At 73.2% G+C, this 19,947-nt stretch carries 17 protein-coding genes; 8 read left to right on the forward strand and 9 right to left on the reverse strand.

Features of this window, described 5'->3' with window-relative positions:
• Positions 1 to 74: 74 nt before the first annotated feature.
• Together QI554_RS00910 and QI554_RS00915 are read left to right on the forward strand one after the other, a co-directional pair.
• Positions 75 to 2,072, forward strand: coding sequence for a hypothetical protein (locus QI554_RS00910; protein ID WP_281464675.1), 1,998 nt, complete (start codon positions 75 to 77; stop codon positions 2,070 to 2,072).
• 134 nt (positions 2,073 to 2,206) lie between these two features.
• A complete protein-coding gene (locus tag QI554_RS00915) occupies positions 2,207 to 2,503 on the forward strand; it encodes an antibiotic biosynthesis monooxygenase family protein (protein ID WP_281464677.1) in 297 nt (98 codons plus the stop codon).
• 19 nt (positions 2,504 to 2,522) lie between these two features.
• On the opposite strand, the gene QI554_RS00920 is transcribed toward QI554_RS00915, so the two are convergent.
• On the reverse strand, positions 2,523 to 2,906 hold the full coding sequence (locus QI554_RS00920) for a VOC family protein (protein WP_281464679.1): 384 nt from the start codon (positions 2,904 to 2,906) through the stop codon (positions 2,523 to 2,525).
• A gap of 203 nt (positions 2,907 to 3,109) precedes the next feature.
• On the opposite strand from QI554_RS00920, the gene QI554_RS00925 reads away from it, so the two are divergent.
• Positions 3,110 to 3,838: a hypothetical protein gene (locus QI554_RS00925; RefSeq protein WP_281464681.1), complete on the forward strand. Its 729-nt coding sequence runs from the start codon at positions 3,110 to 3,112 to the stop codon at positions 3,836 to 3,838.
• A gap of 88 nt (positions 3,839 to 3,926) precedes the next feature.
• On the opposite strand, the gene QI554_RS00930 is transcribed toward QI554_RS00925, so the two are convergent.
• The 4 genes from QI554_RS00930 to QI554_RS00945 form a co-directional block, all read right to left on the reverse strand.
• The gene (locus QI554_RS00930; protein ID WP_281464683.1) at positions 3,927 to 5,162 is read right to left on the reverse strand and encodes a serine hydrolase domain-containing protein; all 1,236 of its coding nucleotides are present in this window, start codon (positions 5,160 to 5,162) and stop codon (positions 3,927 to 3,929) included.
• Positions 5,163 to 5,211: 49 nt separating this feature from the next.
• Complete coding sequence (locus QI554_RS00935; RefSeq protein ID WP_281464685.1) at positions 5,212 to 5,745, reverse strand: Lrp/AsnC family transcriptional regulator; 534 nt, start codon at positions 5,743 to 5,745, stop codon at positions 5,212 to 5,214.
• 103 nt (positions 5,746 to 5,848) lie between these two features.
• A complete protein-coding gene (locus QI554_RS00940) occupies positions 5,849 to 7,243 on the reverse strand; it encodes an NAD(P)/FAD-dependent oxidoreductase (protein ID WP_281464687.1) in 1,395 nt (464 codons plus the stop codon).
• A gap of 70 nt (positions 7,244 to 7,313) precedes the next feature.
• Positions 7,314 to 8,747 (reverse strand): aldehyde dehydrogenase family protein, encoded by a 1,434-nt coding sequence (locus tag QI554_RS00945; protein ID WP_281464689.1) that lies wholly within the window; start codon positions 8,745 to 8,747, stop codon positions 7,314 to 7,316.
• Between the two features lie 154 nt (positions 8,748 to 8,901).
• Between QI554_RS00945 and QI554_RS00950 the strand changes: the two genes are divergently transcribed.
• Positions 8,902 to 9,684: a TIGR01458 family HAD-type hydrolase gene (locus QI554_RS00950; RefSeq protein ID WP_281464691.1), complete on the forward strand. Its 783-nt coding sequence runs from the start codon at positions 8,902 to 8,904 to the stop codon at positions 9,682 to 9,684.
• Positions 9,685 to 9,695: 11 nt separating this feature from the next.
• Here QI554_RS00950 and QI554_RS00955 read toward each other — a convergent pair whose 3' ends face one another.
• Positions 9,696 to 10,133 carry a VOC family protein gene (locus QI554_RS00955; protein ID WP_281464693.1) on the reverse strand — a complete coding sequence of 146 codons (438 nt, stop codon included), beginning with the start codon at positions 10,131 to 10,133 and terminating at the stop codon, positions 9,696 to 9,698.
• Positions 10,134 to 10,330: 197 nt separating this feature from the next.
• Between QI554_RS00955 and QI554_RS00960 the strand changes: the two genes are divergently transcribed.
• Positions 10,331 to 11,452 carry a hypothetical protein gene (locus QI554_RS00960; RefSeq protein WP_281464695.1) on the forward strand — a complete coding sequence of 374 codons (1,122 nt, stop codon included), beginning with the start codon at positions 10,331 to 10,333 and terminating at the stop codon, positions 11,450 to 11,452.
• A gap of 168 nt (positions 11,453 to 11,620) precedes the next feature.
• On the opposite strand, the gene QI554_RS00965 is transcribed toward QI554_RS00960, so the two are convergent.
• Complete coding sequence (locus tag QI554_RS00965; RefSeq protein ID WP_281464697.1) at positions 11,621 to 12,814, reverse strand: barstar family protein; 1,194 nt, start codon at positions 12,812 to 12,814, stop codon at positions 11,621 to 11,623.
• Between the two features lie 257 nt (positions 12,815 to 13,071).
• On the opposite strand from QI554_RS00965, the gene QI554_RS00970 reads away from it, so the two are divergent.
• Positions 13,072 to 15,792, forward strand: coding sequence for an ATP-binding protein (locus tag QI554_RS00970; protein ID WP_281464699.1), 2,721 nt, complete (start codon positions 13,072 to 13,074; stop codon positions 15,790 to 15,792).
• Between the two features lie 133 nt (positions 15,793 to 15,925).
• On the opposite strand, the gene QI554_RS00975 is transcribed toward QI554_RS00970, so the two are convergent.
• Positions 15,926 to 16,777: an alpha/beta fold hydrolase gene (locus QI554_RS00975; RefSeq protein WP_281464701.1), complete on the reverse strand. Its 852-nt coding sequence runs from the start codon at positions 16,775 to 16,777 to the stop codon at positions 15,926 to 15,928.
• A 215-nt stretch (positions 16,778 to 16,992) separates the two neighbouring features.
• On the opposite strand from QI554_RS00975, the gene QI554_RS00980 reads away from it, so the two are divergent.
• Positions 16,993 to 18,633, forward strand: coding sequence for a tannase/feruloyl esterase family alpha/beta hydrolase (locus QI554_RS00980; protein WP_281464703.1), 1,641 nt, complete (start codon positions 16,993 to 16,995; stop codon positions 18,631 to 18,633).
• A 73-nt stretch (positions 18,634 to 18,706) separates the two neighbouring features.
• Here QI554_RS00980 and QI554_RS00985 read toward each other — a convergent pair whose 3' ends face one another.
• The gene (locus QI554_RS00985) at positions 18,707 to 18,913 is read right to left on the reverse strand and encodes a hypothetical protein (RefSeq protein WP_281464705.1); all 207 of its coding nucleotides are present in this window, start codon (positions 18,911 to 18,913) and stop codon (positions 18,707 to 18,709) included.
• A gap of 214 nt (positions 18,914 to 19,127) precedes the next feature.
• Here QI554_RS00985 and QI554_RS00990 point away from each other — a divergent pair, with 214 nt between their 5' ends.
• The gene (locus QI554_RS00990; RefSeq protein ID WP_281464707.1) at positions 19,128 to 19,943 is read left to right on the forward strand and encodes an alpha/beta hydrolase; all 816 of its coding nucleotides are present in this window, start codon (positions 19,128 to 19,130) and stop codon (positions 19,941 to 19,943) included.
• Positions 19,944 to 19,947 lie beyond the last annotated feature (4 nt).

A 19,947-nucleotide genomic window follows, 5' to 3' on the forward strand; every position in this document is an offset into this window, starting at 1 on the left:
CGGGCGACAGCGCGGCCCGTTTTGTGGATCATGACGGCCGACCATGGCCAACGCCGATCCGCCGGGGGAACGCGATGACGGCACAACCACTCGCCTCGCTCGACAGCGTGGCGTGGGACCGGCTGGAGACGGCGTACCCGGGCGACCGCGCCGGGGAGATCCCGCGGGCCCTTCGGCGGATCGCCGAGGCCGGGGCGGAGGCGACCGAAGCCGACTGCGAGCCGCTGTGGGTCCTGGTCGCGCGGGACGGCCGGATGTGCGCGGCGGCCGTGGCCGCTCTCCCGTTCGTCACGGCACTCGCCGCCGACCCGGGCGTCGGCGCGCGGTTCGAGCTCGTGCAGCTGTTGGCGTACATGCAGGGCGAGGGGGCCGCCGACGAGGACTGGGCCGCGGCACGTGCGCTGCTCGCGGACCCCGATCCCGCCGTGCGGCGTGCGGCGATCCAGCTCGCGGACGGCGTGGGCCGGCTCATCGAGCAGTGGCGGATCGAGACGGACCCGACGGTCCGCGTGCCGTTGCTCATGGCGCTCGGTTCGGAGGCGGCCGCGAGCACGGAGCCCGGGCCCGTCGCCGAGGCCCGCGCCGTTCTGGCCCAGGTGCTGGAGGGCGACGACCCTGTGCTCGAGGTCGCGGCGGTCTACGCGTCCGCGAGCCTGGACCGGGAGGTGCCTCGCCGTCGGCTGGGCCGAGTCGTGGAAGTGTTCAGCGACGCCCGGCAGCGGCCGCGGTTCCCGGAGATGTGGTGGTCGACCGCGGACGAGGAGATCGGCTTCGAGCGCGAGGACGTCGTCCGCTGGGGGGCCGAGCTGTTCAGGCACCACGACCCCGACGTCGAGCTCGACTTCTGCACGCGGTTGGCGGACGCGGCCTACGCGGGCGGGGACTCCGTGCTCAGCCGGCTCGCCCTGGAGCTGGCCTGGGACCTGCTGACGCGGCGGCGGTCCGTGGCCGCCGCGCTGCCGCAGCCGGCGGGCCGGCTGCTGACCGATCGGGACGCGGAGCTGCGGCTGCGCGCGGCGCACCTGCTCGCGATGCTGGGTCGGGCGTCCGCGCCGTACGCCGACCGGCTCGCGGCGCTGCTCGACGACACCGCCGGCGCAGGGGGCCTGGACGGCCGCGTGTGCGACTTCGCGCGCTGGGCCCTGGCCCGGATCGGCGACCCGCGCGCCCTTCCCGGCCTGGTCGAGCAGTTGTGCGCGCAGTGCGACGAAGAAGGGCGCGGCTACGTCGTCTACGAGCCGCACCGCCCGGAACCCGAGGACGTCCTGGTGCCGTTGCGGGCGCACGCCGACGTGCTGCTTCCGGCGATCCGCGACGCGTTGCGGCGGGCCGGCTCGGCCGTCGACGATCCGACCCCCGCACTGGTCAACGGGCCCGCGCGCCCGTTCCTCCGGGTCCTGGCGGCCTGGGGTGAGGACGCGCTGCCGGCGCTGCCCGAGGTCGTCCCGTTCCTCCGCCACACGTTCACCGGGCTCGACGCGGCCTTGGCACTAGGGGCCATGGGCCCGGGGGCGGCCGCGGCCGCAGAGGCCGTGCGCGCATGCTCGGCGCTGGACTACCCCGGCAACCACATGACCGTCGCCTACATCGCCGCGCGCATCGCCGGAGACGACACGGCGGAGCTGGCGTTCGTCGGAGACAAGCTGCTGGCGGACGACGAGTGGTCGCCCGGGGCGGCGTGCCGCCTCGCCCGCTTCGGCGCCACCGCCGCGCCGTACGCCGACGCGGTCCGGCGGATCATGGACAGCACCGACCCGTGGTCGACGATAGGCGCGGCGGCCACGCTGTGGTCGATCACGGGCCGGCCCGAACCCTCGGCGTCGGTGTTGGAGGAGTACGTGCTGCCCGTCGCCGACGGCGGCGACCTCTTCGGGCTGTTCCGTGAGGCTTTGCGCGCGCTGATCCCGATCGGCCGCATCAGCCCGACGGCGCGTGCCGCGCTGCGGGCGATCCGCGACGCCGACCGCCGGCTCTCGCACGAGCGGGACCATACGGCGGTCCTCCGCGACGAGGAGTTGTGCGCGCTGATCGACGCCGCCCTCGCCGGCGGCGGTCCGGAGGTCCCGCGCTGATCCGCCGCCGCGGCACGGCTGTTACGCCGCCCGGGTGGGGATGCCGCCCCGTTCGGCGCAAGCAGGGGTGCGTCGGGTTCCGCGCCGCGCCAAGACTGGAGGTTCAGCCGTTCCCCACCGAAAGGGACCTCGTCATGGCCATTGCCGCCGTCTTCCAGATTCCGGGCATGACCCAGGAGCAGTACGACAAGAGCGCCGACGCGGTGACCGGCGGGCGCGGGGCCGTCAAGAACCCCTCGGACTGGCCCGTGCCCGGCCTGATCTCGCACACCGCCGGACCCACCCCCGACGGGTGGTTCGTGGTGGACGTGTGGGAGTCGGAGGAGGCGTTCCGGCGGTTCGGCGAGATCATCGTCCCGATCCTCAACAACCTCGGCGTGCCGAACGCCGAGCCGAAGGTGTACCCGGTGCACGCGATGGTGAAGGGCTGACGCCACCGAAGGCACTGCGTCAGACGGGCTCGATCCGGCGGTTCAGGAGGCAGAACACGTTGCCTTCCGGGTCGGCCAGGACGTGCCAGCTCTCGGTGCCGGTCTGCCCGACGTCGGCGGGCCGGGCACCGAGGGCGAGCAGCCGCTCAAGCTCCGCGTCCTGGTCGCGGTCGGTGGGGTTGACGTCGAGGTGCAGGGGGAGCTTCCAGGGCCGCGGGTCGTTGCTCGGGCTGAGGATGAGCGTCGGCAGCGGGCCGCCGAAGCCGACGCCGGGCGGCCCGATCTCGATGCTGCCGTCGTCGTCCCGGTCGAGCTCGACGTAGCCGAGGACCTCGCACCAGAACGCGGAGAGCTTCTCGGGGTCGGTGCAGTCGAGGACGAACTCACTGATGCGGCATGCCATGTCCGTCAGTCTAGGCAGCAGGCCGCGCGGTAGGTCACTTCACGCGGCCGTGAGGGGTTTACCTCATTTACCTCCGCAAGCCCATACCGCGCCGTGCCCATGATTGATCGATTACCGGCCTTCCCGGAAGGATTCAGCGCGCACCGTGCCAAGAGCGCGGTCACGTAAGCCACTTGCATCATCCACGGGGGAGGAACACGCGCATGCGCATCATGCGGACGCGTAAGTCGGTTGCGGGCATGGCGGGACTGGTGGTGGCCGGGGCCCTGGTCATGACCGGCTGCAACGGCGACAAGAAGGACGACAAGGCGGACAAGTCCGGAGCGTCGTCGGCGCCGGCCGCCGCGAGCCCCGGCGCGGCCTCCTCGTCGGCGGGTTCGACCCCGTCCGCGACCGGTGCGCCGGCCGGCAGCTCCGCGCCGGGCGGCGACGCGTCGGGATCGTCCGGGGCGGGCGGCACGGCCAAGGGCGGCCAGGTGTTCAAGATCGGCGAGGCGGCGACGATCGACTTCCGCAGCGGGTCGACGACGGGCACCGTCGCGATGACGGTGACGTCGATCGACATGGGCGCGTCCGCCGACCTCGACGCCCTCAAGCTCACCGGCGACAGCGCCAAGGGCAAGGTGCCGTACTACGTGAAGTACACGCTGACCAACACCGGCACGACCGACCTGTCGTACACCTCGGCGGGCATGATGCACGGCCTGATGGCGGACGGCCGGATGGCCCAGCCGCTGATCGTGATGGGCGGCAACTTCCCCAAGTGCCCCAACCCCAGCGCGCCGAAGGGCTTCACCAAGGGCCAGTCGTACCAGACCTGCGTCGTCGCGCTGGTCCCGGAGGGCATGAAGGTCGCCGGTGCCGAGTGGTCGGGCGAGCCGTACAGCGGCGGCCCGGGCAAGGGTGTCGACTGGGGCGTCGCCGCCCGCTGAGCGGGCTCCCCGTCCCCCGCACGGCGGTGACCAGAGCACCGCCGTGCGGGTGTACGTGCCGGGCCCGCGCCCTACACGGGGCGCGGGCTCAGCCGAAGTCGGGGACGGGATGCCCCGGCGCGAGCGCGGCGGCGATGCGCTGGGCGATCGTGTGGGCGGTGTGCCCGCCCGGCGCGTCGGGGCCCGGGGTGGTCGAGACGGCGATCGCCAGGCGGGCGCAGGGCAGGTAGTCCTGCGAGGCCGAGTAGCCGAAGAACAGCGGGTGCTGGGAGATCCAGTCGCCCAGGACCAGCACACCCAGGCCGTAGTGCGTGGCCTCGGTCTGCGCGATGCAGAGCGCCGCCGGGCACGTGCGGGTCTCGTGGCCGAGGCCGACCGTCCCCGGGTTCAGCAGCTCGCGGTACGAGGCGGGGGACAGCAGTTCGCCCGAGCCGACGGCCGACGCCGACCGGGCCAGGTCGCAGATGTCGGTGGTCTCCACCGCTCCGGGCGCCGTGGTCCACGACGGGTTCCAGAACGTCGTCTCCTCGTACGTCCCGCGGTCCGCCGTGAACGAGTGCAGGACGGGCGTCGGGATGTCGGGCGTGAAGCTGTTGGCGGTCTCGCGCAGTTCGAGCGGGTCCAGGATCTCCCGCTCCAGCAGGACGTCCAGGCGGGTGCCGGTGATCCTCTCGAGCGCGGCGCCGAGCAGCACGAAGTTGGCGTGCGAGTAGCTCCAGTTGGTGCCCGGCTCGTACAGCAGGTCCTTGTCCGTCGAGATGCCGACCAGCTCGTCCGCCGTCCACTGCCGGAACGGGTTCGCGCCGACGGCCGACTGGAAGTCCGGGTCCTTCACGTAGTCGACCAGCCCGGTCGTGGACGCCGCGAGCTGGCGCAGCGTCATCGCGTGCGCCTTGGGCGGCAGGTCGGGCAGCCAGCGCACGACGGGGTCGTCGAGGTCGACCACGCCCTGGTCGACCAGCCGCAGGAGCAGCACCCCCATGTAGCTGATCGCGATGTTGCCGTTGCGGAAGTGCATGTCCGGCGCGGCCGGGACACCGGTCATCGACTCGCCGAGCGCGGTGGTGACGAGCTCGCGGCCGTCGACGGTGACGCGCAGGATCACGGACTTGAGGTCCAGCTCCGCCTTCGCCTGCTCGGCGATGCGGACGGCCTCGCGGGCCGGGCCGCCGGCGGGCACCTCGGACGCGGCGCAGTGCCGGTGCCGGCCGGCGTCGCCCGGGGCACCGGCGGCGGTGCCGGCCGGGGCGCCGACGGCGAGGGACGCGATGAGCGCTGTGGCCGCGGCGAGGCGCGGCAGCGACGAAGCGCGGGCGGTTCTCATGCGCGCAGTATCGGCCGGGGCCGCCCGGTCCCCGGGGAGCGTCCGGCCGTCAGGAGCCGGTTCCCCCCAATTGGTCCAGCCCGCGCGCCGCGTCCGTCGCCGGGGCGTCCAGGAGCGACGACTCGACCCCGCCGACGCCCCAGCCGTAGGCGAGTTTGTGGACCTCCAGCACGAAGAACGAGTCCGTGGACACCACGCCGTCGATCAGGTGCATGCGGCGGTTCATGAGGTCGGTGAAGTGGTCGGTGTCGCGGCAGATGACCTCCACCATGACGTCGTAGTGCCCGGCCGTCATGACGACATAGGACGTCTCGGGCAGTTCGCGCAGCGCCCGGCACACGTCGTGCGCCGTGCCGGGACGCACACGCATGCCGATCATCGCGAGCCGGTCGAACCCGATGGTCAGCGGGTTCGCGATCCCGACGATCTGCAGGACCCCGTTGTCCTCCATCCGCTGCACCCGGTACCGCACGGACGAGGCGGGAATCCCGAGGTCCTCGGAGATCTGGCTGTACGCGCGCCGGCCGTCCGCCTGGAGGATGGCGATGATCCGCCGGTCGATGTCGTCCAGTCCGCTGTTCATGCGGCCGCTCCGTGCTTCCTTGGGTGCCTGCGCAGAATCCACGCGAGTCATGATCCCGTGCCCGGGCGCCGGTGCGGTACCTGTACCGCACCGGCGCGGCCGGTCAGGAGTCGAAGCCCAGGCCCAGGCGGTCCAGGGAGCGCAGCCACAGGTTGCGCTTGCCGTGGGCGTCCTCGCGCGCCATCGACCAGCGGGTCGCCTGGATTCCGAGGTAGCGCACGGGTTCCGGCGGGAAGGGCACCGGCTTGCGGCGGATCATGTCGAGTTCGGTGCGTTCGGTGCTGCGGCCCTCGAGCAGGTCGAGCATCACCTCGGCGCCGAACCGGGTCGCGCCGACGCCGAGGCCGGTGAAGCCCAGCGCGTAGCCGACGCGGCCCGCGGACGCGGTGCCGGCGAACATGCAGAACCGGGTCGTCGAGTCGATGACGCCGCCCCAGGCGTGCGAGAACGGGACGTCCGCCAGCGCGGGGAAGGTCTCGGCGAACTGCGCGGCCAGCGTGTCGAAGGTGGCCGGGCGCTGGGTGAGCGCCTCGTCGACGCGGCCGCCGAACGGGTAGATCGCGTCGTAGCCGCCCCACAGGATGCGCTGGTCGGCGGTCTTGCGCAGGTAGTGGAACTGGTTGCCCGCGTCGGTGATGCCGTGCGGCCCGGTCCAGCCGATCGCGGCGAGCTGATCGTCCGTCAGCGGCGCGGTGGTCAGCGCGTAGTCGTAGACCGGGACCATGCTGAGCCCGAGGCGCTTGAGCAGCGGCGGGTAGATGTTGGTCGCCAGCGCCACCCGGCGGGCGGCGACCTGGGCGTACGGCGTGGTCAGCCGCACCCGGTCGGCGTGCTTCGCGTCCAGCGCGGTGACCTCGGTGCGCTCGGCGATCCGGACGCCGGCGGACAGGCACGCCGCGCGCAGCCCCCACACCAGCCGCGCGGGGTCGAGCAGCGCGTAGTCCGGCAGCCAGAGCCCGGACGTCCAGACGGGGGAGTCGACGTACTCGCGCAGTTCGTCGCGGTCCAGGAGCACGGCCTTCTCACCGTGCCGCTCGTTGAGCCTTTGGGCGCCGCGCAGTTCCTCGGCCTGCCAGGCGGTGGCGGCGACTGAGACCTTGCCGGTGCGCGCGAAGCCGCAGTCGATGCCGTAGGTGTCCAGGTCGCGTTCGAACGCGTCGAGGTTGGCGTGCCCGAGCCGCTGGAGCGTGGCGATCTCGTCGGGCCAGCGGGACGCGCCGTTGCCGAGGCCGTGGGTGAGGCTCGGCGAGCAGAACCCGCCGTTGCGCCCGCTGGCGGCGTGGCCGCAGGTGCCGGCCTCGAGCACGAGCACGTCGCGGCCGGGGTCGCGCTGCTTGGCGAGCAGCGCGGTCCACAGGCCGGTGTAGCCGCCGCCGACGACGACCAGGTCGGCGGTGGTGTCCTCGGTCAGGCGGGGGAGCGGTTCGGGGTGTTCGGGGCGGTCGAGCCAGTACGGCGCGGCGGCGGTGCCGGCGAGCGCGGCCCGGTGGGAGGTCATGCGGATGGTCCTCGGAGTGCTGGGTGCGGGCGGGCGGGGTGGCAGCCCCGCCCGCCCGGGATCGACGGGGTCAGAGGCTGAAGACGCCGGTCCGGACGTCCGACATCGCCTGGAGCGTGAGCTTGCTGCCCATCCGGCCCCAGCCGGTGCGGCGGCCGCCCGCCCCGCCGAACGGCATGTTGGCGTCCCAGAAGCACGTCGAGTCGTTGACGATGACCTGGCCCACCGCCATCTCCTCGACGAAGCGGAACGCCTTGCCCATGTCCTTGGTGAACACCGCGCCCTGGAGGCCGAGTTCGTCGTCGTTGGCGATGCGCAGCAGGTCGTCGTCGTCCACGCCGGTGATGATCGGCACGACCGGGCCGAACGACTCCTCGCGCGACACGAGGCTGTCGACGGGGACCTGGTCGATCACCGTGAACTCGTAGTACAGGTCGGTCGGCATGCCCGGGCGCCGGCCGCCGCCGAGGAGGACCTTCGCGCCGCGCGCGCGGGCGTCGGCGACATGGCGGTCCATCTTCGCCGCCACGCCCTCGTTGTTGAGCGGGCCCATCGTGGTGGCGGGGTCGAACGGGTCGCCGAGCACGACGGCTTCGGCGGCGCGCAGCACCGCGTCCACGAACTCGTCGTGCACGTCCTGGTGGACGATCACGCGCTCGGTCGCGCAGCAGACCTGGCCGGCCAGGAACGAGGCGCCGTACACCGCGGCCCGCGCCGCCGCCTCGACGTCCGCGTCGGCGAGCACGACCACCGGACCGTTGCCCGAGCACTCCATGATGGAGCGCTTGAGCCCGGCGGTGGACAGGATCCGCTCGGCCGTCGCCGAGGACCCGATGAAGCCGATGGCGTCGATGCCGCGGTGGCTCACGAGCGCCTCGCCGACGGTGCCGTCGCCGGGCAGGACGCTGACGAGACCGTCCGGCAGGCCGGCGGCGGCGAACGCCTCCATGGCCTTGAGCACGCTCAGCGGCGTGTTGGCCGGCGGCTTCACGACGAGCGCGTTGCCCATCGCCAGACCGGGGCCGACGAACTCGGCGACCGAGTGGAACGGGAAGTTCCAGGGCGTGACGATGCCCCACGTGCCGACGGGGCGGTATGTGGTGAACATGCGCTTGTTCGGGTACAGCGACGGCATCGTGTCGCCGTGCAGGCGGGTGGCGTCCTCCGCCTGGAACCGCATGAGCATCGCGGACTCGTGGATGTCGGTGACCGCCTCGGCCAGCGGCTTGCCCTGCTCGAGCACCGTCAGCCGGGCCAGCTCGTCGACGCGCTTGTCGATCTCGTCGGCGATGCGGACGCAGATCGCGGCCCGCTCCCAGACGGTGCGGCGGCCCCACTCGCGCTGCGCGGCGTTGGCGGCGGCGACGGCGGCGTCGACGTCCGCGGTGGTGGGGACGGGCGTCGTCCCGACGAGCTCGCCGGTGGCGGGGCTGCGCACCTCGTAGACCTCGGAACCCGCGCCGTCCACGAAGGCGCCGTTGATGAAGAGCTGGTAGTGGGTCATGGATCCCTCTCAGTGCGGCCGCAGGTCGAGCCTCCTCAGCGTGCTCTGAGCAATATTGTGCTGTCAATAGTTCGGATCCAGCAAGATCAATGACCTTGAATTGCTGAATCAGCAAGATCGAGGATCGAGTGGTCTCCGGGCGTACCGTCGGAACATGGACGGAGTCCGCGCGGTGCTGCTGGATGTCGACGGCGTGCTGGCCGTCTCCTGGCAGGCCCTCCCCGGGGCGTCGGAGGCGCTGGAGCGGCTGCGCGCGGCGGGGTTCGGCGTGCGGATGGTGACGAACACGACCGTGGGGACGCGCGCCCTGGTCGCCGACAACCTGCGGGCCGCGGGCTTCGCGGTGGCGCCGGAGGACATCCTCACGGCGCCCACCGCGACGGCCGCGTACCTGCGCGAGACCTACCCCGGCGCCCGCTGCGCACTGCTGAGCGAGGGCGACGTCCGCGAGGACCTCGACGGCGTCACCCTCGTCGACGACGACCCCGAGGTCGTCGTGCTCGGCGGCGCGGGCCCGGCGTTCGACTACGAGACCCTCAACCGCGCCTTCCGGTGGCTGCGCGACGGCGCGCGGCTGGTCGCGATGCAGCGCGGACTGTACTGGCGCACCAGCGAGGGCCTGCGGCTCGACGTCGGCGCGTTCCTGCCCGGGCTGGAAGCGGCCTCGGGCGTGCGGGCCGAGGTGGTCGGCAAGCCCGCACGGGCGTTCTTCACGGCCGCCCTGCGCGCGGTGGGCGCGGAACCCGGCGAGGCCGTGATGGTCGGCGACGACGTCGAGACCGACGTGCTCGCCGCCCAGGCGCTCGGCCTCACCGGCGTCCTGGTGCGCACGGGCAAGTACCTGCCCGAGACGCACCGCGCCGCCTCGGGGACGCCGGACCACGTCGTCGACTCGGTGGCGGACGTGCCCGACCTCCTCGGCACACCGGCACCCTGAGCCCTACGGGGTCAGCGGAGCTCCTCGGCCAGCCCGACCACGATCCCCTCGGGGCCGCGGACGTAGCAGAGCAGGTACAGGTCCTCGAACCGCACGATCTCACCCACGAGTTCGGCACCGTGACCGCGCAGCCGCGCCACCGTGTCCTCGATGTCGTCGACCGCGAACATGACGCGCCGGAGCCCCGGCGTGTTCACGGGCGTGTCCTTCTCCGGGGCGGCCCCCTTCGGCGTGTGGAACATCGCCAGCTCGATGCGGCCGGGCCCGTCCGGGACCCGCAGCATCGCGATCTCCTGCCGCGCGCCGTCGATCCCGATGATCCGCTCCACCCACGGCCCCTCGACCGGCATCCTGCCCTCGAGCTCCATGCCGAGCTCGACGAAGAACGCGATGACGGTGTCGAGGTCCTCGACAACGATGAGCACGTTGTCCATCCGCTGGATCGCCATACCGGATCCCCTCTCGGTGTCGTACGGCCATCGTGGCCGCCTCCACCTCCGGGACGGAGCCCCCACGCCGTACTCGACATCCCCGCCGGCCTTCCGCGAAAAAAATGTCCGCCGCCGTGGGCTGGGACGCGCACGCCCGGTCGCGGAGTCGGACAGGTCGGGGAACGGACCGTCCGTTCCGGAACCGGAGACGATTCATGCGCCTGCACGCACGCGCGGTCGGCTTGGCCGCCGCCGCGACGCTGCTCACCCTGGGCTCGGCCCTGCCCGCCGAGGCCGCCCCGGGGCCCCACTGGTCGGAGGCGCCGTTCGTGCCCGCGGGCCAGGTGTTCCTGCCGTACGGCGGGACGGCCCACCCGACGCCGTTCACCACGTGGGTGGCCGGCTCGAAGATGACCGACAACCAAATGAGCCCCCAGCTCCTCGCCCGCGACCCCTACCCGGGTGCCGCCTGGCACGAGGTGCCGCTGCCCGCGCTGCCCGCGGGAGCGAGCGCGCAGATCAACGACCTCGACACGCTCGGCCCCGCGAGCGCGTTCATGGTCGGCGAATACAGCGGGCCCGTGGGCGGGTTCGTCACCGAGCGGTGGGACGGCCGGGCCTGGCGGATCATCCCCGCCCCCGCGTCGCCGGACTCCAGCTTCGGATCCCTGCTCGACGTCGAGGAGCTGACACCGAACGACGCGTGGGCCGTCGGGTTCGAACAGCACGGCGACGAGGGCGCGCTGGACAGCGTGATCCGGCACTGGGACGGCACCGCCTGGCGGGTCGCCGAGGTCCCGCAGGTCCCCGGCGGCACCGCGCTGTTCTCCATGAGCGCCGTGTCCGACCACGAGATCTACGCGGTCGGCCGCGCGTGGCAGGACTTCCGCCCGGTCATGATGCGCTACGACGGCACCGCGTGGCGCCTGGTCGACCTGCCGCCGATCGACGCCGAGGCGAGCGAACTGCGCTCGGTCGTCGCACGCGGCCCGAACGACGTCTGGGCCGTCGGCGGCGCCCGCGACCCGAAGGGCACCACGCGCGGCCTCGTGCTGCACAACGACGGCACGGGCTGGCGCGAGGTGCCGCTGCCCGCCGGAACCGACGTCCTCGACAAGGTCGCCGCCACCCCCGACGGCGTGGCCGTCGTCGGCAACGGCGACAACGCCCCCTTCGGCCTCTACCTCCGCGCCGGCGCCTGGCGCTCGCTCAACCTCCCCGCCGAACCCGGCCTGACCGTCCACGACCTCGACGTGGCCTTCGGCACCGTCACCGTCGCGGCCTTCCGCTACACCGAAACCTCCTCCGCCAGCCTGGCCCTCACCGCCCGCTTCTGACCCCGCCCCGGGTGGGCCGACCGACCGTCGGCCCACCCGGCACGGTTGCGGCCGCAGGGGTGGGCGCGGCTTTGACGTGACCCGACAGGCGTGCCGGGGGACGTGCGCTCCGTTCCTTCTCCAGGTCAGGCGCCGTCTTCAAGGGGCCGGGATTGTCCGTCGCCTGCCTCACTGGAGCACGACGGTGACGCCGTACTTGCGTAGGAGGTTCACGGTCACCTCGAAGTAGGACAGGCCATCGAGGTGGCCCAGGACGTCGTCGGCGAGGGCGTGGCGCGCGATGTCGGCGTGGTGCCAGACGAGGGTGAACGGGGGGACGACAGAGGGGCCGCCGCACAAGCTGTCCGCCACCCAGTCCAGGTCTCTGCCGTAGCCGGCGCCGGGGCCGAGCAGGGCTTCGCCGAGTGCCAGCAGCAAGCCGGCCCTCTCGGTGACGTGCTGTCCGTCCAGGTGGTACGTCCCGCCGGAGAGGCCCTCCGGCCCGTACGGGCCGACGCGGGTGAGGTCCAGCCACTCGGACCGGCCTTTGGCGTCGAACCGTGCCCACTGGTTGGGCCGCGTGGGAACACCGTCGGACCAGATCTCCCAGACCCCGCGGGCGGCCAGGGTGGGGCGGTCGTCGCCGGGGTCGGTGACGGTGACGTCGATCAGGGTTCCGCCGAGGACGGACGGGCGTGCCTCGACGGTGTCCAGGTCGAGGCGGTACCCGGTCATCGTCCGGCCGTGGCGATCGAGGCACCAGAGCGTGATCGGGTCCTCCTCCTGCGGAAGGGGACGGCGCAGCAGGGCCAGAAGCGGTGCGGCGGGTTCGCAGCCGATCAGGTGCACGGGCGGGGTGGGTCGGTGCGGGCGCGGGGTGAGCAGGCCGTCGATGGAACGGCAACCGCCCGATGGGCTGTTCCCCCGGATCGAGGGGAACCACAGGTCGAACCGCGGACGCGAAGGCAGCCGCCTGCTGCCCGGATAGTCGTCCTCCCTGACGCCGGTGCCCACGACGATGTCCACGCGCCCGGGATCGCCCGGGGTGGGCCACTGGGCCAGGACAGCCGTGTCCTCCAGGTCCCAGAAGCGGGCCGGCCCGTCGTTCGAGGGATCCACAGGCTCGATCGAGAGCAGTCCGTCCCCCAGCAGCCGCAACGGTTCGGCGCTGTCCGCCACGGCCTGGACCAGTCGGCTCTCGCGCGGGCAGCCGCGCAGTGTCAGGACCTCTCGCGGCAGCGGAGGCGGGTCCATGAACAGGCCCTCGACCTCCGCGCACCGCCCCCACAACACGCCTTCCTCCTCACCGTCGACGTCCTCCCGCACCAGGAGGTACCGGACCGGGAAGTCCCACTCCCACCCCGCATGTTCCTCGGACCGCACGCTTCTCCCCTGCTACCAGGCTGTCTTGGCGCGCTCACCCTACGGTTGGCTGACGTCGACGCCCTCCGAAGATCGCGTGCTTGGGCCTTGTCGGACGTGCCGGCCGGGTCCTGGCCGGACGCCATGACCACCAGCCGCCGAGGTCACATAGAAAACGGCCGAGCTCGATCAAATCCGGTCAGTTCTGGCAGGCTGTCGTTCGTACGATGGGCTGAGTTCGCTGAGTTCCTCCGGGAGGAACCCACACCGGAGGTGACATGCGGCGCGACGCGCACCACCCGTTGCTCGGGCGGTACCGGGAGCTGGAGGCGCTGGACCGCCTGCTGCGCGAGGTACGCGACGGACACAGCCGGGTGCTGGTGCTGCGCGGCGAGGCCGGCGTCGGCAAGTCGGCGCTGCTCGACCGTCTGGCGGAGCAGGCGGCGCGGCTGCAGACCCTGCGCACGGCCGGTGTCGAAGCCGAGTCCGATTTCGCGTATTCGGCCCTGCAACGCCTCTGCGTTCCCCTGCTGTCGCACCTCGACCGACTGCCTCCGGTGCAACAGGACGCGCTTCGGGTCGCGTTCGGACTGAGCGCGGGAAATCCGCCCGAGATGCTGCTGGTCGGCATGGCCGTGCTCGGTCTGTTCGCCGAAGCGGCGGCGGGGTCCCCGCTGGTCTGCCTGATCGACGACGCGCAGTGGCTGGACCTCATGTCCCAGCGGATCCTGGCGTTCGTCGGGCGTCGGCTGGACGCGGAGTCGGTGGCACTGGTCTTCGCCGAGCGCGTCACCGGCGAGACGCACGAGGAGGGCTTCGCCGGTCTGCCGGACCTCGCCGTGCACGGGCTCGCCGACGCGGACGCCCGCGCGCTGCTCGACAGCGTGCTGCCGGGGCCGGTCGACGCGCGCGTGCGGGACAGGATCGTCGCCGAGACCGGCGGGAACCCGCTCGCTCTGCTGGAACTTCCCCGGGGCCTGTCGCCGACGGAGTTGGCCTTCGGCTTCGGCGGCCCCGGCGCCGGCCCGCTGGCGACCCGGGTCGAGGACGGCTTCCGTCGGCGCGTGGACGCGCTGCCGGACGACACCCGAACGCTGTTGCTGGTCGCCGCGGTCGAACCCGTCGGCGACGGACCGCTGCTGTGGCGTGCCCTGAGTCTGCTGGGTATCGGCCTCGAGGCCGCCGCGGCGGCCGAGGCCGCCGACCTGATCACCCTCGGAGCCTCGGTGCGTTTCCGGCACCCGCTGGTCCGCTCGGCCGTCTGGCGCGGCGCCGACGCCGGCACGCTGCGCGCGGCGCACCACGCACTCGCCGAGGCCACCGACGCCGGGCGCGACCCCGACCGGCGGGCCTGGCACCAGGCGCATGCCGCGGTCGGCCCGGACGAGCAGGTCGCCGTCGCGCTGGAGCATTCCGCCGACCGGGCCCTGGCGCGCGGCGGCCGAGCGGCCGCCGCCTCCTTCCTCGAACGCGCCGCCGCGCTCAGCCCCGACCCGGAGGAGCGGGCCCGGCGGTCGTTGGCCGCGGCGGGGGCCCACCTCGCCGCGGGCGCACCGACCCGCGTTCCCGACCTGCTGGCCGCCGCCGAACTGGGGCCGCTGGACCGGGTCCAGCAGGCCAACGCCGGCCGGCTGCGGGCCAGGGCGTCGTCGATGACCAGCCCCGGTCTCGGTGCGGTGCAACCACTGCTCGACGCGGCGGCTCGGCTCAGGGACCTCGACCCGGCCGCCGCGCGGGAGACCTACCTCGCGGCGTTCGGCGCGGCCGTCTGGGCCGGTCGGCTCGACGAGGGCGGGCTGCGGCGGGTCGCCGAGGCCGCCCGAGACCTGCCGCCCGGCGACGAGACGGCGGGCGTCTTCCTCCGCGCCCTGGTCACGTGGACCGTCGAGGGGCAGGCCGCGGCCTTCCCGCTGCTGGCGCAGGCGTTGCGATCCCTCACCGACGACGAGGACCTGGCCGTCATGTGGCCGGCGGCGAGCGCCGCGGTGGAGCTGGGTGACCTGGAGGCGTGGCTGAGCGTCACCGACCGGGCGGTCCACTTCGCGCGGACGACGGGCACGCTGTCGATCCTCTCGACGGCGCTGCCCTACCGGGCGGCCTCGCTGGGCTTCGCGGGGCGGTTCGCCGAGGCGTCGGATCTGCTGGCCGAGGCCGCGCCCGTCGCGGAGGCGGCGGGCGTGGCCACGCGCATGGTCTCGACGGCCCTCATCAGCGCGTACCGCGGACAGGAGCGACCGGCCCTGGACCTGATCGAGGCGATGGAACGGGAAGGCGGGCGGCGCGGCCTGGGCCGACTCGTCGCCATGGCGGCGTGTGCGCGGGCCGTGCTCCACAACGGCCTGGGCAACTATCCGCTCGCGCTGGAAGCGGCGCTCCGGGGCGCGGAGTACCAGGACCTCGTGGTGCACCACTGGACGTGCAGCGAACTGGTCGAGGCGGCGGTCCGGGCCGGCGACCCAGCCGCCGCGGCCCAGGCACGTGAGCGGCTCACGACCTGGGGCCGGGCCGGTACGCCCTGGGCGCTGGGCGCGGAGGCGGTCGCCGACGCCCTGGCCGGGCAACCGGAGAAGGCCGAGGACCGCTACCGCGAGGCCGTCGACCACTTCGGCCGGGGCGGGCTCCGCGTGTTCGAGGCCCGCACCCGGCTGCTGTTCGGAGAGTGGCTGCGCCGCCAGAACCGGCGGGCGCAGGCCCGCGACGAACTGCGGGCGGCGCACGAGGCGTCCGCGGACATGGGCATGGAAGCGTTCGCGGAACGGGCCCGGCGCGAGTTGCTCGCCACGGGGGAGACCGTCCGCAGGCGGACCGTCGACGCGCCGGTCCTGACGCCCCAAGAGGCGCAGATCGCCCGGCTCGCGGCCACCGGACACCCGAACGCGGAGATCGGCGCGCAGTTGTTCCTCAGCCCTCGCACGGTCGAGTGGCACCTGCGCAAGGTCTTCGCCAAGTTGGGCGTCTCGTCCCGCCGCGAGATCGAGGGTGCCCTGTCCGACCGTTGAGGGTCTCCCGTGGGGTCCTGGGCGGACGAGCCGAGAGGGCGGAGGGGATGGGCACGCCGCCCTCCCGGCGTCCGGGGCCGCTGACCGACGGCCGGGGTCGGCCGCCGGACAGCGGGTTTCGCGTGTGCGCGGATCAGCGGGTGGCGCGTGCGGCCTTCTCGATGACGCCGGCCACCACGTCCGGGTGCGACACGGCGACGGAATGCGACGCGGCGACCTCGGTGGTGTGGGCGTGGGCGCGGTCGGCCATGAACTTCTGGGCCGTCGGAGGGATGTTCAGGTCCTGAGTGGTCACGATGTCCCAGCTGGGGACGGCCTCCCAGGCGGCCGCGGTGGTCTTCTCCGTCAGCGCGGTCTGCGCGATCGGGCGCTGGGCGGCGGCCATCAGCGCTGCCTGGTCGGCCGGGACGTCGGCCGCGAACTGGTGCCGGAACTTGTCCTGTTGGATGTAGAGGTCGGTTCCGGTCGTGCCGTCGGCGTTGGTGAACGGCACCGGGTCCAGCGTGTCCGGCAGCGTCGAACCGGGGAACTGACCGGTCAGCTGTAGCGCCGTCTCACCGGGGGCCGGCAGGAACGCGGCCACGTAGACCAGGGCCTTGACCCGCGGCTGGTCGACGGCGGCTTCGCTGATGACCGAGCCGCCGTAGGAGTGCCCCACGAGGACGACCGGGCCCTTGATGTGGTCGACGACGCTGCGCAAAGCGGCGGCGTCCGAGGCCGGGCCGCGTAGCGGGTTGGCGGCGGCGACCACCGGATAGCCGTCACGGCGCAGTCGGGCGACGACGCCGTCCCAGCTGGAGCCGTCGGCAAACGCGCCGTGCTCCAGGACGATGGTCGGCTTCGGGGCGCGGTCGGCCGCCGAGGCGTCGGGCGCCGCGTTCGCGGTGCCGGCGATCGCGAATGCTCCGAGGGCCGCGACCGTGCCGGCCGCCGCGGCGGCACCCGCGACGAACCGCCGTTTGCGGCCGTTCTCAGTGTTGGACATGGGACTTCACGCTCCAGGGATTCCGATCAGGCGTTGGGCTCTGCGGTGCCAACTCTCAGCCGCGACCCGGCTCCGGCACATCGGTCATGTGACTCCGACTCCGGGACGCGCGGCCCAGGTCGGATGCCGTGGCCGACTGCGCGTCAGGTGACTGATGTGCCGGCGCCCGTGCGCCGACCACAGTGACGGCGCAGTCCCCGAACCGAGGAGAGATCATGAAACGACGGCTTCTGACCCTGGCGGCGGTCGCTGTTCCGCTGGTCGCCGCAGGCGCTGTCTACGCGCCGGTGAGCGCTTCCCCCGGTCCCGCGACCGGCACGGCCGCCGCCTCCGGCCCGGTGTCGTTCACGTGCACCCCGTTCCAACTGCCGGGCCCCGACGGCGCCGCAGTGGAGTCGGTGACCGCGACCAGCGTCCCGGCGGGCACGTTCCAGGTGCCCGGGGTCCCGCCGCTCGGCGGCTTCCCGGTGCCCGACGTCCCGGCGCACTGCGCGGTGACGGTCACCCTGACCCATCCCGGCGCCGGGGACCACGCCACGGTGCGGGTGTGGTTGCCGCAGTCCGGCTGGAACGGCCGCTTCCAGGCGGTCGGCGGCGTCGCCTACGCGGCCGGTGACAACGGTGCCGGCCTGGCCGCGGCGGTCAAGCAGGGCTATGCGGCGGCGACCACCGACGCCGGCGTGGGCGGCGCGCTGGACACCGGCTGGGCGCTGGACTCCAGCGGCCGGATCAACACGACATCGCTGAACAATTTCGCCTCCCGGTCCGCGCACGAGATGGCACTCGTCGGCAAGCAGGTGGTCGCCGACGTCTACGGCCGCGCCGCGTCCTACTCCTACTGGAACGGCTGTTCCACCGGCGGACGCCAGGGCTACATGGAGGCCCAGAAGTACCCGACCGACTTCAACGGCGTCAACGCCGCCGCGCCGGCGATCAACTGGAACCAGTTCGAAGTCGCCACGCTGTGGCCGCAGGTGGTGATGAACGAGGAGCACACCTACCCCACGCCCTGCGAGTTCGACGCCTTCAACCGAGCGGCGCTCAACGCCTGCGACACACTCGACGGCGTCGCCGACGGCCTGGTCAGCGACCCGGGCGCGTGCGACGTCGACCCGCGGCGCCTGGTCGGCACCACGGTCGAGTGCGACGGCAAGCAGGTCACCATCACCGCCGCCGACGCCGAGGTGGTCCGCAAGATCTGGGACGGTCCGCGCGACGCGAACGGCAAGCGGCTCTGGTACGGCCTGCCTGTCGGCGCCGACTTCCGCTACCTGGCGGCCACCACGACCGACGCGAACGGCGCCACCACGGGCGCGCCGTTCTTCGTCCCGGCGGCCTGGGCCGCCACGTTCGTGGAGAAGCGGCCCGCGCTCGGCAACGCGGACCTCACCTACGCGAAGTTCGACGAGATCTTCCGGAAGGCCCGCGCCGAGTACGACGACGTCATCGGCACCCGCGACGCGGACCTGTCGGCGTTCCGGGCCGCCGGCGGCAAGCTGCTCACCTGGCACGGCGACGCCGACCAACTGATCCCCACCGCGGGCACGGTCGACTACCGCGAGCGCGTCGACGCCCGGATGGGCGGCACCAGGAAGGTCGACGACTTCTACCGCGTGTTCCTGGCCCCCGGCGTGGCGCACTGCGGACTGGGCGGGAACGTCGACGACCTGGCGGCGCTGACCGCGTGGGTCGAGCAGGGCAAGGCCCCGGCCGTACTGCACGCCTCCCTGACCACCGCCACCGGCCAGACGGTCGTCCGCGACGTGTGCCGCTACCCGATGGTGTCCCGGTACACCGGCCACGGCGACCCCGCGGCCGCGAGCAGCTTCCGCTGCGCGCCGGCGTCGCGCGGCTGACCCGGGCGCGTACGGAAACGTGCGGACCCGCCCCGAGGAGGGGCGGGTCCGCACGTGTTCGCGTGCCGGGGCGTCAGAGCCCCAGGTCGGCCGCCAGGCAGGAGAACCTGAGCCCCAGCCCGTCGGGGTCGTAGTCGCTCATCGCCGCGCGCACGGGCGACGCGGGCTTCTCCTCGACGAGGTCCGCAGGGGCGACGCGCGGCGGGAGCGCGCCGAACCGGGCCTTGCGGGCGTCCGCCGCGATGTCGTTCGTGCTGGAACCGGTCGCTTCCCTGTTCATCAACTCTGGTCCTTCCCTGTGGTTTTGCGGGCACTGCCACTCTTCGTCGCCTACCGCTTCGGCACATCCGTCAGATGACGCCGGGACCCTCGAGGGGGCCGCCGCGTCATCACCTGCAGTCATCCGACTGTTTCCGCCGCGCCGACAAGTGCTGATCCTTGAAGGAGCGCCGCCGAGCAGGCGGCGGGTCGTTGTGCAATCGGAAGGTCAGGCCGTGAAGCGAACTCCCGTCGTCTTCATCCACGGTGCGTGGTTTCACATGTCCTCCTGGGAGGGTTGGGCGGAGAGGTTCACCGCGTACGGGTTCGCGGTGTGCGTCCCGGGTTGGCCCGGCGAAGCCGCCACCGCGGCGGAGGTCCGCCGCGATCCCGGCCCGCTGCGCGACGTCGGGCTCGCCGCACTCACCGCCCACTACGAGGCGATCGTGCGTTCGTTCGACGACCCGCCGGTCCTCGTCGGGCATTCGGCCGGTGGTCTCGTCGCCCAACACCTCCTTGGCGGCGGCCTCGGCCGTGCGGCGGTGGCGCTCGCACCGCTGCCGGCCAACGGTGTGTGGCCGGACGGCGCCGGGCCCCGGCCGTGGTCGCCGCCATCGGCCGCCTCGACCCGGTACCCGGGCTCCGAACCGCTGCCCCGGGCCCAGTTCCGGCACGTCGTGGCCAACACGGTCGGCGAGGAGGAGGCCGCGAAGCTCTTCGAGCGGTACGCCGTCCCGGGCCCGCACCGGCTGCTCGAGGAGCTGGGTCTGCACCGCACCGCCGCCGGTGTGGCCGACACCGTCGTCGACACGGCCGACCCGGAGCGCGGACCGCTGCTGCTCGTCTCCGGGCAGGAGGACCGGATGGTCCCGGACGCCGTCACCCGCGCGGTGTACAAGCTGTACGGCGACTCGCCCGCCGTGACCGACCTGAAGCAGTTCGCCGACCGAGGGCATTCACTGGTGTTCGACAGCGACTGGCGCGCGGTCGCCGACCACGTCCTCGCCTGGCTGGCCGCCAACGGCGTCGAGGCCACGGCCGCACGGGGCTGAACGC

Source organism: Yinghuangia seranimata, from assembly GCF_029953285.1.
In the GTDB taxonomy this organism is placed as follows: Bacteria; Actinomycetota; Actinomycetes; order Streptomycetales; family Streptomycetaceae; genus Yinghuangia; species Yinghuangia seranimata.

Bases quoted from the DNA above. Each gene is read 5' to 3' on its own strand.
- QI554_RS00910 (WP_281464675.1), top strand. From the start codon at position 75: ATGACGGCACAACCACTCGCCTCGCTCGACAGCGTGGCGTGGGACCGG.
- QI554_RS00915 (WP_281464677.1), top strand. From the start codon at position 2,207: ATGGCCATTGCCGCCGTCTTCCAGATTCCGGGCATGACCCAGGAGCAG.
- QI554_RS00920 (WP_281464679.1), bottom strand. From the start codon at position 2,906: ATGGCATGCCGCATCAGTGAGTTCGTCCTCGACTGCACCGACCCCGAG.
- QI554_RS00925 (WP_281464681.1), top strand. From the start codon at position 3,110: ATGCGCATCATGCGGACGCGTAAGTCGGTTGCGGGCATGGCGGGACTG.
- QI554_RS00930 (WP_281464683.1), bottom strand. From the start codon at position 5,162: ATGAGAACCGCCCGCGCTTCGTCGCTGCCGCGCCTCGCCGCGGCCACA.
- QI554_RS00935 (WP_281464685.1), bottom strand. From the start codon at position 5,745: ATGAACAGCGGACTGGACGACATCGACCGGCGGATCATCGCCATCCTC.
- QI554_RS00940 (WP_281464687.1), bottom strand. From the start codon at position 7,243: ATGACCTCCCACCGGGCCGCGCTCGCCGGCACCGCCGCCGCGCCGTAC.
- QI554_RS00945 (WP_281464689.1), bottom strand. From the start codon at position 8,747: ATGACCCACTACCAGCTCTTCATCAACGGCGCCTTCGTGGACGGCGCG.
- QI554_RS00950 (WP_281464691.1), top strand. From the start codon at position 8,902: ATGGACGGAGTCCGCGCGGTGCTGCTGGATGTCGACGGCGTGCTGGCC.
- QI554_RS00955 (WP_281464693.1), bottom strand. From the start codon at position 10,133: ATGGCGATCCAGCGGATGGACAACGTGCTCATCGTTGTCGAGGACCTC.
- QI554_RS00960 (WP_281464695.1), top strand. From the start codon at position 10,331: ATGCGCCTGCACGCACGCGCGGTCGGCTTGGCCGCCGCCGCGACGCTG.
- QI554_RS00970 (WP_281464699.1), top strand. From the start codon at position 13,072: ATGCGGCGCGACGCGCACCACCCGTTGCTCGGGCGGTACCGGGAGCTG.
- QI554_RS00975 (WP_281464701.1), bottom strand. From the start codon at position 16,777: ATGTCCAACACTGAGAACGGCCGCAAACGGCGGTTCGTCGCGGGTGCC.
- QI554_RS00980 (WP_281464703.1), top strand. From the start codon at position 16,993: ATGAAACGACGGCTTCTGACCCTGGCGGCGGTCGCTGTTCCGCTGGTC.
- QI554_RS00985 (WP_281464705.1), bottom strand. From the start codon at position 18,913: ATGAACAGGGAAGCGACCGGTTCCAGCACGAACGACATCGCGGCGGAC.